Below are 14,047 nucleotides of genomic sequence, written 5' to 3'. Positions count from 1 at the left end.
TTATAGTGTAGAATTACTAACACCTCCGAATACTTTAAGCCCAAATATAAATTTTCAAAAAGTCAAGTATATCTTTCTTGTATATTTCCGCCAACAAATAGTCCTATATTTGGTATATGGCTTTAAACTCAAACTTTTTAAAACGTCACAAAATAGCGCTGTTGTTAGTGCTTACCAGCATGATTTTCTATGGGGTATTTGCCTATAATTTGCTTCGTACCGATTATGTAAAGCTCCTTACTTTATACGGTGCACTGTTTTATCTATTTTATAAAATTGTTGGTTTACTTAAGCACCAAACCAAAGTTTTAACCTATGTGGCATTTGGGTTTAGAGCTGTATTTATAATCGCCATACCCAATTTATCCCAAGATTTCTATCGCTTTATTTGGGATGGCAGGATGTTGGTAGAAGGCTTTAATCCTTACTTGTATAATGTGGAAAATTTTATAAAAAGTGGCGTATTTCCAGTGGCACAAGCCCAAGAACTATACAATGGTATGGGTGTTTTAAACGCAAGCCATTATACCAATTATCCGCCCATAAGCCAGGTGTGTTATGCGATTTCGGGTTTGTTTGCTGGCAAAAGTATTCTGGGTTCTGCCGTTGTTATGCGATTGATAATTATTGCTGCCGATTTTGGTACCTTACATTTTGGCAAAAAGTTAATGGAGAAGTTAGAAATACCTTCCTATCATATCTTTTGGTATATTTTAAATCCTTTTATAATTATTGAGCTCACAGGAAACTTACATTTTGAAGGGGTTATGATTTTCTTTTTGGTGTGGAGTTTGTATTTGTTACATATTGGGAAATGGCATTGGGCTGCGTTGGTTTTTGCGTTGTCTGTTTCGGTTAAATTAATGCCATTAATTATTCTACCCTTGTTTTTTCAATGGTTTACAAAACAAAACGTCGTTGCGAACAACGTGAAGCAATCTGTTAAAAATGATGAAATTGCCACGTCGTTACCTCCTCGCAATGACGAAAATAAAGAGGTTTCGACTGCGCTCAACCTGACAAAATTGATTTTGTTTTATACTATTGTAGGCGTTACGACACTCTTGCTTTTTGCTCCCTTTTACTCATCAGAGTTTATAAACAACTATACGAACACGGTGGCGTTATGGTTTAATAACTTTGAATTTAACGGGAGTTTATACTACCTCGCTAGAGAGATTGGATATGTGTTTAGAAACCGAAATGAGATTGCCATTATTGGGGCGTACATCCCTAAACTGGTGGTGCTTTTTGTTTTAATTATCACCTTTCTTAGGAACAACAAAACTACCTTGCAACTTATTTCGGCCATGTTATTAGTGCTATCGTTTTACTATTTTATAGCTACCACAGTGCATCCTTGGTATATTGCAACACTTTTGATTCTCTCTGTTTTTACTAAATACAAATTCCCATTGGTTTGGAGTTTTGTAATCATATTTAGTTATTTGGCATATTTGAATGTAAATAAGGAAGATAAAAGTGAAAATCTTTGGGTAATAGCTTTGGAATATATAATTGTTTATGGCGTGTTTATTTGGGAGGTATTTATAAAAAAGGCCTCCAAAAAGGAGGCCTAATAAGGTTTGTTTCTAGATACAAATTTTACTCATTTTATTTGTAAAATTCACTCCAAAAACAGAATGAATTAAAGTTTTTCTAATTTTTTGATGGTATTTATTTCGGTTTCATCTTCATAACCGTCATCATCTTTAGTAACCTCAATTTTTGTTGTGTAAGTAATTTTAAATTTGGTTCCTACTAGCGTTTTTTCTTCTAAATTGAACGCTTTTAGAACCTCCTCATCCACTTTTTGAAAAGTTATGGTATGTTCTTCATCTGCGCTGGTTACAATAAAATTATATCCGTAATCTTCGTGACCGTCATAAACCCCATCAATTACTTGTTCATCCTGTAAATTTGTATTATTGCTGATTTTAAAACTTGTTAATGAAAAAAACAACATAACAATGCCAGCAAACAAAAAAAATATTTTCATTTTATATAAATTAAAATTTAATTGAAATTATGTTATCGGAAATGGCTCTACCAAAAGTCCGAATTGCTTATAATAATTTTAACCTAAAACTATTGGTAGTACTTTATTAGGATGTTTTTATTCTTATATAAAGAGTGGTAGATATCTATCTTAAGCATTAAACATATCAGCAGAATTTTTAAAACTCTTGAATTCTAACAAATAATCGTTGGGATCCTTGACAAAAAAAGAAGTGTGCTCGCCTACTTTATCTTTTAAAAAAGTGGCTTCTGTTACTAAATCCAAACCTTGGGCTTTTAGTTTTTCATAAATGGTTTCCCAAGTTTTAAAGTCTAAAATAATTCCAAAATGAAAAGAGGGTAATATTTTACCTTCGAATACATAGTTGGGGTTGTTAAAGTTGAATTTTTCAGCTTTTATAAATGTTATTTGGTGTCCAAATAAATTTACATCCATCCAGTTTTGGCTTTTTCTTCCAAGGGAAGCGCCAATATTAGCATAAAAACCTTTTGTCTCCTTGATATTCAAACAAGGTAAAGACATGTGAAACGATGTTTGCATAATGCATATATTATATGGGTTTTAAACTCTCTACTCTGTAAATAACATCATCACCATCTTCGTCTTCCACAAATGTAATTCTGAAGTCTTTATCTATTAAACTTTTGTCATTTCTTAAATCGAATTGTTTTAAAACGCGAGGGTGAACTTCTTCAAAAGACAATTCCTCACCATTTTCAAACCAAAATTTGTATAAACCGTTTTTGTAGGACTTAAAAACAGCTGTTCTCATAATAATATAATTTATAAATCGTTATCGTCGTCTTCGTCTGGATCTTCATCTAAAATTTCAGGGTCTTGTACTGCTTCTGGATCATCACCATCAAAATCTTCGTAATCATCTTCATCATAATTTTCCATTGTTACTGCCAGTTTCTTGCTTACTTTTACTAAATATTTAGTATCATCTGTGGTTACTTCAACGGCTTCAATAATTTCGTTGTGTTGATTTCTAAACGATATAATTTGATCTTCATCATAACCATCAGGGTATTTTTCAACCAATAAAGCCAGTATTTCGGGTGTTAGCTTTTTAAAGTCTACTATAACACGTTTTAGATTATCGTTTCTATTGTTTTTCATTTTTATGGGGTAAAGTTTTTAGCTTATAGGTTAAATATACTTATTTATGATTATTTTACACGAATAACATCATAAAAATCTTTTCTTCGATCTTTTAAATTTTTTACAGCTCCAAATGAATGAAGTTCTCTTAATAGACTAATATCCACATCGGCCACCAAAATCATTTCGGTATTTGGTGTGGCTTCGGCTTTTATGCCATTACTAGGAAATGAAAAATCGCATGGTGTAAATACGGCAGATTGCGCATATTGGATGTCCATATTATTAACATTGGGTAAATTTCCAACACTTCCCGAAATAGCAACATAACACTCATTTTCTATGGCTCTTGCTTGAGCACATAAACGCACTCTCGAATAACCATTTTGGGTATCTGTTAGAAATGGTACAAATAAAATATCCATGCCTTCATCGGCTAATAAACGGGATAGTTCTGGGAACTCAGAATCGTAACAAATTAAAATGCCTATTTTACCACAATCGGTATCAAAGGTTTGTAATTTATTCCCACGTTGCATGCCCCAAACCTTGGCTTCATCAGGGGTTACATGGATTTTTTCGTAGCGTTCCACACTACCATCCCTTCTGCATAAATATCCCACATTATAAAGTTTATCATCAACTACTTCAGGCATACTACCAGAAATGATGTTAATGTTATATGAAATAGAAAGTTCCTTTAATTTGTTGATAATGGTTTCGGTGAATTTAGCCAATTCCCTAATGGCTTCAGGTTCGTGTAAATGGTTATATTCTGCCATCAAAGGGGCATTGAAAAATTCCGGAAAAACAGCAAAATCTGAACGGTACGCCGAAACACTGTCTATAAAGTATTCGACTTGTTGCATCAGCTCATCCAAACTTTTATAAGTTCTCATTTGCCACTGAATTAGACCTAAACGCACTATAGTTTTAACAGTACTAGCTTTTTTGTTAGGTTTAGTATAATAAATATTGTCCCACTCCATTAAAACGGCATATTCACTAGAGGCAGTATCACCTTCCAAATACCCTTTTAAAACCCTTACCGGATGGAAATCGTTTGAAATCTGAAAGTTTAAAACAGGGTCATGTATTTCCTTTCGCTTAACCTTCTCAATATATTCTTTTGGGGAAAATTGCTTATGCTTGTGGTAATTAGGCATTCTACCCCCAAAAACGATACTTTTTAAATTTAGGTTTTCGCAAATCTCCTTGCGGTAATCATAAAGTCGCCTACCTAACCGTAACCCCCGATATTTTGGTCTAATAAACACATCGATACCATATAAAATATCACCATCAGGATTGTGATTTTTGAAGGATTCACCTGCAATAATATCGGCGTAAGTATGGTCATCATCAATACTATCATAATCCACAATAAGTGATAATGCGCATCCAGCTATATCACCATTTATTTTTATAACCACCTGACCTTCTGGGAATATGGTGGTTAATTTTTCAATATGATGCTTTTTCCAATAAGAATTGAGCACACCACCATATGATTCCAACGTGGCTTGCTTCAACTCTTCATAGTCATCAGCACTTAAATACTTTAGCTCTATATTTTCAATTTGAGTGGTTTCCATATTTATTGGTCTAACAAATAAGCAAAAATTAATGGTGCTACAATGGTAGCATCGCTTTCAATAATAAACTTTGGTGTATCGATATCTAATTTACCCCAAGTAATTTTCTCATTTGGAACGGCTCCGGAGTAAGATCCATAACTTGTTGTGGAATCGCTAATCTGACAAAAATAACTCCAAAAGGGTGTGTCGGTACGTTCCATATCTTGGTATAACATGGGCACCACACATATTGGGAAATCCCCTGCAATACCTCCTCCTATTTGGAAGAAACCAATACCTTTTTTGGAATTATCAGTGTACCAATCAGCCAAAAAGGTCATATACTCTATACCTGATTTCATAGTGCTGGCTTTCAATTCGCCTTTCAAAACATAACTAGCAAAAATGTTACCCATAGTACTATCTTCCCAACCAGGACAGACAATTGGCAGGTTTTTTTCAGCTGCTGCATACATCCAAGAGTCTTTCAAATCAATTTCATAATACTGTTCCAAAACGCCTGAAAGCAACATTTTGTACATGTATTCATGTGGTAAGTAGCGTTCTCCTTTAGCATCGGCGTCTTTCCAAATCTGATAAATGTGTTTTTGCAAACGACGGAAAGCTTCATGCTCTGGAATACATGTATCGGTAACTCGGTTTAAACCTTTTTCAAGTAAATCCCATTCTTCCTGTGGCGTTAAATCGCGGTAGTTTGGCACGCGCTTGTAATGCGAATGCGCCACCAAATTCATGATATCCTCTTCTAAATTGGCACCTGTACAAGAAATGATATGCACTTTGTCTTGACGTATCATTTCCGCAAAACTTTTACCCAATTCCGCAGTACTCATGGCACCTGCAAGAGATACCAACATTTTTGCACCAGAATGTAATTGGGCTTCGTAGCCTTTTGCTGCATCAACCAATGCTGCAGCATTAAAGTGCAAATAATGTTTTTCTATAAATTGTGAAATGGGTCCTTTATTATTCATTTTTTAGCAATTTTTAATTTTGTATTATTTAAGAATATTTTTGATGCGTTATAAATTTAAAACTTAACTTGTTAGAATACAATATTTTGAAATTTATTTTTTTAAAAAATCCCGTAATCTAGTTGTTATCATAACCCAAAATCTTCAACAGTTCTTCACTTTTTTGTTGTTCACTAAATAGTTTGGTAGTTACCTCACCATTTTCATTCCTGTCGATTAAAATATGTTTGGGTGATGGTATTAAACAGTGTTGCAACCCACCAAATCCACCTATGGTTTCTTGGTAAGCACCTGTATTAAAAAACCCGATATAAAGTGGTTTTTCTTTATTGTACTTGGGTAAGTAGATAGCATTCATGTGCTGTTCACTATTATAATAATCATCACTATCACAAGTTAATCCTCCTAATAAAACTCGCTCATAACTATCGTACCATCTATTTATTGGCAGCAAAATAAAACGTTTGTTTATGGCCCAGGTGTCTGGCAAAGTAGTAATGAACGATGAGTTTATCATGTTCCACTTTTCACGATCGTTCTGTTGTTTTTGGTAAAGAACTTCGTATATAGCGCCACCGCTTTCACCAACAGTAAAACTTCCAAACTCTGTAAAAATATTGGGCACTTTTACTTCTTCTTCTTCACAAACCATCTTAATTTGGTTGATTATTTCATCGACCATATACTGATAATCAAAATCAAATGCCAAAGAATTTTTTATTGGAAAACCGCCTCCTATATTCAAGCTATCTAGTGATGGGCATATCCTTTTTAAACTCGTATATACTTTTAAACATTTTTGTAACTCGTTCCAATAATAAGCATTGTCTCGAATACCGGTATTGATAAAAAAGTGAAGCATTTTCAACTTTACTCTTTTGTTATTTTGAATTTGATTTCTGTAAAAGGGCACAATATTTTTGTAACCAATACCCAAACGTGAGGTATAAAACTCAAATTTTGGTTCTTCCTCTGAAGCTATTCGAATCCCAACATTAAACTTTCCTTCGATTTCTTGAGACAGTAGATCTATTTCCTCGTAATTATCAATAATAGGAATGGCATTTTTATGTCCATTATTTATTAACCTAGCTATGTTTGTGACATATTGAGCACGTTTAAAACCATTGCTAATCACATAAGTGTCATCAGTAATTTTGCCCTCTGCCTTTAATTTTTCAACAATATCTATATCAAATGCCGAAGAGGTTTCAATATGAATATCATTTTTAAGCGCTTCATTTAAAACGTGCTTAAAATGTGAACTTTTTGTGCAATAACAATAATGGTACTTACCTTTATATTTGTGTTTTTTCATTGCACCAGCAAACCACTGTTTTGCTTTGTTAATGTTGTTGGATATTTGTGGTAAATAGGTAAATTTTAAAGGAACCCCATAATTTTCAACCAATTCCATAAGGTTAATTCCATGAAACTCAAGTGTTCTATTTTCTAAGGTGAATTCTTCTTGGGGGAAATCGAAGGTTTGATCAATTAAATCAATGTATTTTGTATTCATTTATTTCTTTTAAAAAGTTAAAGATAAAGCCCTTAAATTAATTAGGCGAAAAACTAATGAAAAAAATGAATATCAAACTTGTATTTGATTTTGAGTAGTAGGCATAAAGGCATATTTATGCTGACTAGCATATATGTTAAAAACGGAAGTTAGCTTTAAAATTCGGTTACTTAAACGGTAAGCAGCTTTTGAGTATGACTTCCTAATTTTCAAAAGCCCGAACATATAAACAGATTTCAATTTGTTCAGCTAAAAAACAGTGCAAATGAAATATAAAATTTTGAATTAGCATGTTTTTTAGGTAAATTTTTGATAAAAATTTATAGCATCTTAAGAGTATTCAATTCCTGCTCAGTTAAATGTTTCCAATGCCCACGAGGAATATCTTTTTTTGTTAAATGTCCAATAGCCACACAATCCAAACTTACCACTTCGTACTTTAAATATTCAAAAATAGTCCTGATGATAGTATTGCCTGTATTTTTTATTTTTAAACCTATTTCACGTTTTGTAGCACCGTCAATGTAGCTAATCTCCTCAACAGACACTAGTTTTCCATCTATTTTAAAACCTGCTTGAACCTTTTTTAAATCTTCTAATTTTAGGTTTTTATCCAATTCGATGTGAAACAAACGCGCCACCCCATGTTTAGAGTTGGTAAATTTATCGTGAATTTGCTCATCGTTTGTAAACAACAAAAGGCCTTTGGAGTTTCTGCCTAAACGTCCAATAGGTTTAATTCTTGAAGTGGTAGCGTTTGCAACCAAATCCATAACGGTTCTACCTTTACCCTCACTAGTTGTAGTAGCAAATCCTTTGGGTTTATTCAATAGTACGTATGCCTTTTTTTCTGGGTTTACGCGGGCTCCATCGTAACGAACCTCATCATCTAACTTAACTTTATACCCCATTTCGGTAACTACCTTGCCATTAACGGTTACGAGTCCGGTAGCGATATGCACATCTGCTTCTTTACGAGAGCAAACCCCCGAATTGGCGATGTATTTGTTTAGCCTAATTTCATTTGGATTACTCGGCTTTTTTGGTGAGGTACTTATTTTTTTTATTGGTGCATTACCTCTAGCAAAACTCTTACTTTTGTTACTACTGCCCCCTCTGTTAGTATTTTTACCAACATCTGCTTGTTGTCCTCTTCCAGATTTCCCACTTCTATTACTGCCTTGATGCCTACTCATTTTATATTATTTTTTGCAAAGATATACTTAAAAATTTCGATTTACACTTTTGATTTTCAATTTGTTCTACTGCGTTAGCGATTTAGTAATCCCTGGAGCTTTAATGATAAAAATTGTTGCGCGATTTAAGAAAGCACGACCAAAAAAATAACGCTCTAATTACCGTTTATATACGATTTAAAACCAACCCAACATTTATTAGTAAAATACAAAATACCCCAGATACAATAATAAATTTTAAAATATTATGAAGAATTAAATAATGGATTTTGGCTTTTGATTTCCAAAGGACAAGAAGAAAAACCAAGAGTAAAACCGTACTAGAATAAAAGTATAAATACATATAGCCTATTTCGAAACGATATAGCAATAGATAAGTAGGTATTAAAGTTAAAAGCGTTAATAAGGTTAACATGTTTTTTGAAACCTTTTCACCATACACAATAGGGATGGTTTGATAATTTTGGAGTAAATCCCCTTTCATGTTTTCCAAATCTTTAGTGAGTTCACGCATGGATATCATTAAAAATAAAAATATGGCATGAACAAAAATGACGGTTTCAAAATTTTTGTAATATAGGAAAATGGCAAAAAAAGGCGTAATAGTTAATATTGCTGATGTCAAGTTACCTACAAAGGGTAACTTCTTTAATTTATGGGAATAAAACCATATGGCAAAAATATATATTGAAAAGAAAACCACGGCATTGAACGACACATAACTGGCCATTATAACCGCCGAAAAATTAAGCACAAAATAAAAAGACAGTTTGGTGTTTTGGCTTACCAATCTATCCAACCTTGATTTGATGGGTTTATTGATTAAATCTTTTTCTGAATCGTAAAAGTTATTAATGATATACCCCCCAGCTATAGTGGCCGCTGATGCCAATACTAACATAAATAAGTTGGCATCAAATAGCACTTGCTTTAGTGGCCTATCGTGAGCCATAATATATATAGAAACTAAATATTGAGCAATAACTATAATCAGAATATTGTAACCTCTAACGACCGAAAACATACTAAAAAACTTAATAAAAATATGTTTCTGTCTTCTGGAAAGCATAATGAAATTATTTAATGGGAATATCCCAAAACCACTTGAGGATAAAAGCAGTATTTAGAAATTATAAACAACTTCTAGTTTATAATCTGAAAGCGATTTTTTAGCTTTTTCAATATCTTTTGTAAAACCTAAAATATACCCACCACCACCAGAGCCACAAAGTTTTAGATAATAATCATTGGTTTCAATACCTTTTTTCCACAGTTCATGGAATTGTGGTGGTATCATGGGTTTAAAATGATTTAAAACCACTTTTGAAAGTTGCTTGGTATTTTTAAATAAGGACTTAATATTACCAGATAAAAAATCTTCAACACAAGCATCCGTGTGTTTAATGAATTGGTTTTTAAGCATATTGCGGAAACCTTCTTGTTTCATGTTTTCCATAAAAATACTCACCATAGGTGCGGTTTCTCCAACAATTCCGCTATCCAATAAAAACACGGCACCTTTACTGTTTTGTTGGGCAGGAATACCAGTAGCTTCAATGTTGTCTTTGGAATTAATAAGAATGGGTATGCTTAAATAACTATTTAGGGGATCTAAACCGGAAGATTTTCCGTGAAAAAAAGATTCCATTTCAGAGAATATCGCCTTAAGTTTTAAAAGTTTATCACGAGTTAAATTCTCTAAAACCGTAATTTTATCTTGGGCATATTTATCGTAAATAGCAGCTACCAAAGCACCACTACTTCCTACGCCATAACCTTGCGGAATAGATGAATCGAAATACATACCCTCATTAACATCTTCTTTTAAAGCATCAAAATCGAAAGTAACTAACTTTGCATCAATATTTTGTAGATAGCTAACAAAACGCTTTAAGCTTTCGTTTGACTTTTTTGCGTTTTCAGAAGGCTCTTCAGCTTTCTTTAAAGCACCATTATAAAAATTATAGGGTATGGATAAACCTTTGGAATCTTTAATAATTCCATACTCACCAAAGAGTAATATTTTTGAATAAAAAAGTGGTCCTTTCATTTACTTGAATTGATTTGGAATCATAAAGTTACAATTGTTTTGCTCCAAAACCAATTTTGTCGCAAATATAATGTCCATTTTGACAATATGCAACTAATTCATTTTTAATGAATTTCAAAACAGATTCCGTTTCGTTTTCTGGATAAAGTACATGCACATTAGCACCAGCATCAAGGGTAAAACAAACTTTTGAATTTGTCTTTTCTCTAAATACCCATATTTTATTAATGATTTCTAACGTATTGGGCTTCATCAAAATGAAGTATGGCATACTTGTCATCATCATGGCATGTAAAGTAAGTGCTTCAATTTCTACGATTTTGATAAAGGCATCTAAATCCCCTTTTTTGAAAACAGGAATTACACCTGATAAATTTTTGGAAGCTTGTTTAAAACGTTCCTTCGCAAAAGGATGTCCATGCATTAAATTATGCCCAATCGTACTGCTGACTTGCTTTTCGCCCTTATCAACCAATAAAATAGTATCTTGATAGTTTTTGAAATTGTTATGAACGTCAAATGGATACTTCGTTCCATATAAATCTGAGCTACCATCAATTTCATCATGATATCCCCAAACTACCAAATCCCCCTCAAGACTTCTACAAGCACTCCCTGAACCCAAACGAGCTAAAAAAGAAGCTTTTTGCATAAAAAATGCTTCCGATATTTCTGGGTTTAATGCTTTCTCGACACTCATTAAACAACAAGCTAAGGCGCTCATACCACTTGCTGATGATGCAATACCCGAACTATGTGGAAAAGTGTTTGATGTTTCAATTTTAAAATGATACGTTTTTAAAAATGGTAAATACACCTCAACACGCTTAAAAAACGTTTCGATTTTTGGTTTAAAATCGTCTTTCTTTTCCGCATCTAAATATATCTCAAATGAAAACTCTTCTTGTTTTTCTTTCTTTGAAAAACAAATTGTAGTTATGGTTTTACAATCAGAAAGCGTGAAACTTATGGATGGATTCTCTGGTATTTGGTCTTTCTTTTTTCCCCAATATTTAACAAGTGCAATGTTACTTGGTGATGACCATGAAACACTGCCTTTATCTATTAATTTTGTGTATCGTTTTGGAATAAAATCGCTTTCAGTCATGATTTAATTTTCTAATGACAAAGATAATAACTTTACCAAGGTATTATAGTTTCTAGCTGTCGCAAATGTATTAAGTTTTCGCTCGAAAAAATTTACATTGAATTTTGCTTGTCCTAACCCTTTTTCATAAAAATAATAGATGCAGTCGTTAATTATTTCATATGTTTCACCTTCGTATACTTTTTCTGAAACCTTATCTATCAATACTTGTTCAGGCTTATGATGCAACATCATAAAATAACTAGCTTTCTTTTGTTCCTCAGGAAAAGGCGAAGCTTCAAAAATGCGCTTTAAATCCTCTCTTGTCTTCACCAGAACTAAAACTTCAAAACCAAAATGCTTTTTTACCGAAGTTGAAATCGTATCTTCAATTTTTTGAATATTTCTCTCTTCAGTTTTAAAAATTACATTACCGCTTTGAATATAGGTTTGTATATCGTGGTACCCAAGTTCTTTAAGAAGTTCTCTTAACGCTATCATGGGCACTTTTTTATGGCCTCCAACATTAATTCCTTTTAATAATGCTATGTATGTATTCATTTAACTGGAAATATTTTGAGCCGCTATGTAGGCACCTGTCCATGCATTTTGAAAATTAAACCCTCCAGTTATAGCATCAATATTCAATACTTCACCCGCAAAATACATGTTTTTGTTAATTTTACTCTCAAAAGTTTTAAAATTTACCTCTTTTAGATGAACGCCTCCAGCAGTCACAAATTCTTCCTTAAAAGTACTTTTGCCTTCTACATTAAAAACGGCTGAAGTAAGTTGATTTGCTAAATTTTCTAATTGCTCTTTGTTTAAATCAGCCCACCTAGTATCCTCATTCATTCCTGAAGCCAAAACTAACTTTTGCCATAGGCGTTTTGGCAAATCAAATTGAGCCAATTTATACACTATTTTTTTTGCCAAATGTTGTTTCAAACCTTTTAATATATCTAAACAGTCATCAAAAGGTATTCTGATAAAATTAACCTCAATTTGAAATTTATAATCACGCTTTGCAAGCTCTAAAGCACCAAACGCTGAAAGTTTTAAAATTGCAGGTGCACTCATGCCCCAATGGGTAATCAATAATGGGCCTTCACTCCATAAATCGGTATCTAGAACTTTCACTTCCACATTTGAGGCCACTACCCCAGGAATATCATTAATGCGTTCGTCTTTTATATTAAAGGTAAAAAGTGATGGCACGGGTTGCGAAATAGTATGCCCAAAATTTTCTAAAAGTTTCCAGATTTTAGGATTACTTCCTGTGGCAATCAATATTTTTTTAGTTGAGAAAGAACCTTGATTAGTTTCGATTTTATAACATGAATCGTCCTTTTCAATGGCTTTAACGGCTTGATTTAACAATACCTCCACGCCATTTTTCTTTGCTGCGGATAAAAAACAATCGATAATAGTTTGTGAAGAATCCGTTACAGGGAAAATCCTACCATCTTCTTCTATTTTAAGTTCTACGCCTCGTTTTTCAAACCAATCTATGGTATCCCCTGTCATAAATTGATGAAAAGGCCCTAACAATTCTTTGTCTCCGCGTGGATAATTATTTACTAATTCCTGTGGAATAAATTCAGCATGGGTAACATTACAGCGTCCTCCTCCAGATACCCTCACTTTGGTAAGCACTTCTTTACCACGTTCTAAAATGACAATATTCAATTTAGGGTTTAATTCTGCAATATTAATTGCTGCAAAAAAACCTGCTGCACCTCCACCAATAATAATGACGTCTTTATCTATCATAATCTGTTTGGAAAATCAGAAATAATACCATCCACTCCGTAATCCTTCATTCTTTCTATGGTTTTAACATCATTTACCGTCCAAGTATTCACACTAAACCCTTCACTTTTTGCAAACCTCATATTTTCTGTGGTTAACAAAGCAAAATTTGGATGGATGATTTTAGCATCAATGGATTGAGCAAATTCAATAGCTTCGCTCATACTGGCTTTGGTTAATACTGCCAAGGGTATATTTTTATCTGTTTTAAAAACATGCTCTAATTCATGCGTTTGAAAACTGGACACAATAAAATTTTTGTAGGTCCAGTTTTTATTCGCAATATACCATTCAATTAATCTACAAGCCTCTTTAGCGGTGTTTTTTCCTTTTAATTCAATGTTTAACAAGCATTTTTTATCAATAAAATCAAGTACTTCCACCAAAGTTGGAATACTAAATTTGCCATCAACTTTAAGTTCTTTCAATTCCAATAGGGAATACTTGGAAACCTCACCAACCCCGTTGGTCATTCTATCTAAAGTAAAGTCATGAAAAACCACCAACTCACCCGAAGCACAGGTATGCACATCTATTTCAATACCATCAACACCAAATTCCAAAGCTTTTTTTATGGACTCCATGGTGTTTTCTGAAACATGCCCCAAAGCACCTCTATGACCGATTTTTAGTGATGAATGCATAATTTTATAAATCTTTTAAGAGTAATGGTTTTTATTTTTTTAT

At 33.1% G+C, this 14,047-nt stretch carries 15 protein-coding genes; 1 reads left to right on the top strand and 14 read right to left on the bottom strand.

What is annotated here, in order from left to right:
• Positions 1-116 precede the first annotated feature (116 nt).
• Positions 117-1,580 carry an MptA/MptB family glycosyltransferase gene (locus ABD963_RS04795; protein WP_345275802.1) on the top strand — a complete coding sequence of 488 codons (1,464 nt, stop codon included), beginning with the start codon at positions 117-119 and terminating at the stop codon, positions 1,578-1,580.
• 68 nt (positions 1,581-1,648) lie between these two features.
• On the opposite strand, the gene ABD963_RS04790 is transcribed toward ABD963_RS04795, so the two are convergent.
• The 14 genes from ABD963_RS04790 to ABD963_RS04725 form a co-directional block, all read right to left on the bottom strand.
• Positions 1,649-1,999, bottom strand: coding sequence for a hypothetical protein (locus ABD963_RS04790; RefSeq protein WP_345275801.1), 351 nt, complete (start codon positions 1,997-1,999; stop codon positions 1,649-1,651).
• Positions 2,000-2,149: 150 nt separating this feature from the next.
• On the bottom strand, positions 2,150-2,560 hold the full coding sequence (locus ABD963_RS04785; RefSeq protein WP_345275800.1) for a VOC family protein: 411 nt from the start codon (positions 2,558-2,560) through the stop codon (positions 2,150-2,152).
• A 10-nt stretch (positions 2,561-2,570) separates the two neighbouring features.
• Positions 2,571-2,792 (bottom strand): hypothetical protein, encoded by a 222-nt coding sequence (locus ABD963_RS04780; RefSeq protein ID WP_345275799.1) that lies wholly within the window; start codon positions 2,790-2,792, stop codon positions 2,571-2,573.
• An 11-nt stretch (positions 2,793-2,803) separates the two neighbouring features.
• Positions 2,804-3,142 (bottom strand): hypothetical protein, encoded by a 339-nt coding sequence (locus ABD963_RS04775; RefSeq protein ID WP_345275798.1) that lies wholly within the window; start codon positions 3,140-3,142, stop codon positions 2,804-2,806.
• A gap of 50 nt (positions 3,143-3,192) precedes the next feature.
• Positions 3,193-4,719 (bottom strand): bifunctional GNAT family N-acetyltransferase/carbon-nitrogen hydrolase family protein, encoded by a 1,527-nt coding sequence (locus ABD963_RS04770; RefSeq protein WP_345275797.1) that lies wholly within the window; start codon positions 4,717-4,719, stop codon positions 3,193-3,195.
• A 2-nt stretch (positions 4,720-4,721) separates the two neighbouring features.
• A complete protein-coding gene (locus tag ABD963_RS04765; protein ID WP_345275796.1) occupies positions 4,722-5,696 on the bottom strand; it encodes a deoxyhypusine synthase family protein in 975 nt (324 codons plus the stop codon).
• Positions 5,697-5,814: 118 nt separating this feature from the next.
• Entirely contained in the window at positions 5,815-7,215 is a 1,401-nt protein-coding gene (locus ABD963_RS04760; RefSeq protein WP_345275795.1) for a type III PLP-dependent enzyme domain-containing protein, read from the bottom strand.
• Between the two features lie 320 nt (positions 7,216-7,535).
• Positions 7,536-8,411, bottom strand: a complete 876-nt coding sequence (locus tag ABD963_RS04755) for a pseudouridine synthase (protein WP_345275794.1) — start codon at positions 8,409-8,411, stop codon at positions 7,536-7,538.
• Between the two features lie 166 nt (positions 8,412-8,577).
• On the bottom strand, positions 8,578-9,480 hold the full coding sequence (locus ABD963_RS04750) for a geranylgeranylglycerol-phosphate geranylgeranyltransferase (protein WP_345275793.1): 903 nt from the start codon (positions 9,478-9,480) through the stop codon (positions 8,578-8,580).
• A gap of 54 nt (positions 9,481-9,534) precedes the next feature.
• A complete protein-coding gene (locus ABD963_RS04745) occupies positions 9,535-10,461 on the bottom strand; it encodes a mevalonate kinase family protein (protein ID WP_345275792.1) in 927 nt (308 codons plus the stop codon).
• Between the two features lie 28 nt (positions 10,462-10,489).
• Complete coding sequence (locus tag ABD963_RS04740) at positions 10,490-11,569, bottom strand: diphosphomevalonate decarboxylase (RefSeq protein WP_345275791.1); 1,080 nt, start codon at positions 11,567-11,569, stop codon at positions 10,490-10,492.
• Positions 11,570-11,572: 3 nt separating this feature from the next.
• A complete protein-coding gene (locus ABD963_RS04735) occupies positions 11,573-12,109 on the bottom strand; it encodes a DUF1697 domain-containing protein (RefSeq protein WP_345275790.1) in 537 nt (178 codons plus the stop codon).
• Entirely contained in the window at positions 12,110-13,321 is a 1,212-nt protein-coding gene (locus ABD963_RS04730) for a BaiN/RdsA family NAD(P)/FAD-dependent oxidoreductase (protein ID WP_345275789.1), read from the bottom strand.
• Positions 13,318-14,004 (bottom strand): glycerophosphodiester phosphodiesterase, encoded by a 687-nt coding sequence (locus tag ABD963_RS04725; protein ID WP_345275788.1) that lies wholly within the window; start codon positions 14,002-14,004, stop codon positions 13,318-13,320. Before ABD963_RS04725 ends, ABD963_RS04730 begins: the two co-directional genes overlap by 4 nt.
• Positions 14,005-14,047: the final 43 nt, after the last annotated feature.

Origin of the sequence: Litoribaculum gwangyangense (assembly GCF_039543505.1) — a bacterium.
GTDB classification, from domain to species: Bacteria; Bacteroidota; Bacteroidia; order Flavobacteriales; family Flavobacteriaceae; genus Litoribaculum; species Litoribaculum gwangyangense.
This window is presented reverse-complemented; position numbering and strand designations above follow the sequence as displayed.

What these genes read in the sequence shown, in the direction of transcription:
- ABD963_RS04795 (WP_345275802.1), top strand. Translation starts at nt 117, where the DNA reads ATGGCTTTAAACTCAAACTTTTTAAAACGTCACAAAATAGCGCTGTTG.
- ABD963_RS04730 (WP_345275789.1), bottom strand. Translation starts at nt 13,321, where the DNA reads ATGATAGATAAAGACGTCATTATTATTGGTGGAGGTGCAGCAGGTTTT.
- ABD963_RS04750 (WP_345275793.1), bottom strand. Translation starts at nt 9,480, where the DNA reads ATGCTTTCCAGAAGACAGAAACATATTTTTATTAAGTTTTTTAGTATG.
- ABD963_RS04770 (WP_345275797.1), bottom strand. Translation starts at nt 4,719, where the DNA reads ATGGAAACCACTCAAATTGAAAATATAGAGCTAAAGTATTTAAGTGCT.
- ABD963_RS04745 (WP_345275792.1), bottom strand. Translation starts at nt 10,461, where the DNA reads ATGAAAGGACCACTTTTTTATTCAAAAATATTACTCTTTGGTGAGTAT.
- ABD963_RS04775 (WP_345275798.1), bottom strand. Translation starts at nt 3,142, where the DNA reads ATGAAAAACAATAGAAACGATAATCTAAAACGTGTTATAGTAGACTTT.
- ABD963_RS04735 (WP_345275790.1), bottom strand. Translation starts at nt 12,109, where the DNA reads ATGAATACATACATAGCATTATTAAAAGGAATTAATGTTGGAGGCCAT.
- ABD963_RS04785 (WP_345275800.1), bottom strand. Translation starts at nt 2,560, where the DNA reads ATGCAAACATCGTTTCACATGTCTTTACCTTGTTTGAATATCAAGGAG.
- ABD963_RS04765 (WP_345275796.1), bottom strand. Translation starts at nt 5,696, where the DNA reads ATGAATAATAAAGGACCCATTTCACAATTTATAGAAAAACATTATTTG.
- ABD963_RS04740 (WP_345275791.1), bottom strand. Translation starts at nt 11,569, where the DNA reads ATGACTGAAAGCGATTTTATTCCAAAACGATACACAAAATTAATAGAT.
- ABD963_RS04725 (WP_345275788.1), bottom strand. Translation starts at nt 14,004, where the DNA reads ATGCATTCATCACTAAAAATCGGTCATAGAGGTGCTTTGGGGCATGTT.
- ABD963_RS04760 (WP_345275795.1), bottom strand. Translation starts at nt 7,215, where the DNA reads ATGAATACAAAATACATTGATTTAATTGATCAAACCTTCGATTTCCCC.
- ABD963_RS04790 (WP_345275801.1), bottom strand. Translation starts at nt 1,999, where the DNA reads ATGAAAATATTTTTTTTGTTTGCTGGCATTGTTATGTTGTTTTTTTCA.
- ABD963_RS04780 (WP_345275799.1), bottom strand. Translation starts at nt 2,792, where the DNA reads ATGAGAACAGCTGTTTTTAAGTCCTACAAAAACGGTTTATACAAATTT.
- ABD963_RS04755 (WP_345275794.1), bottom strand. Translation starts at nt 8,411, where the DNA reads ATGAGTAGGCATCAAGGCAGTAATAGAAGTGGGAAATCTGGAAGAGGA.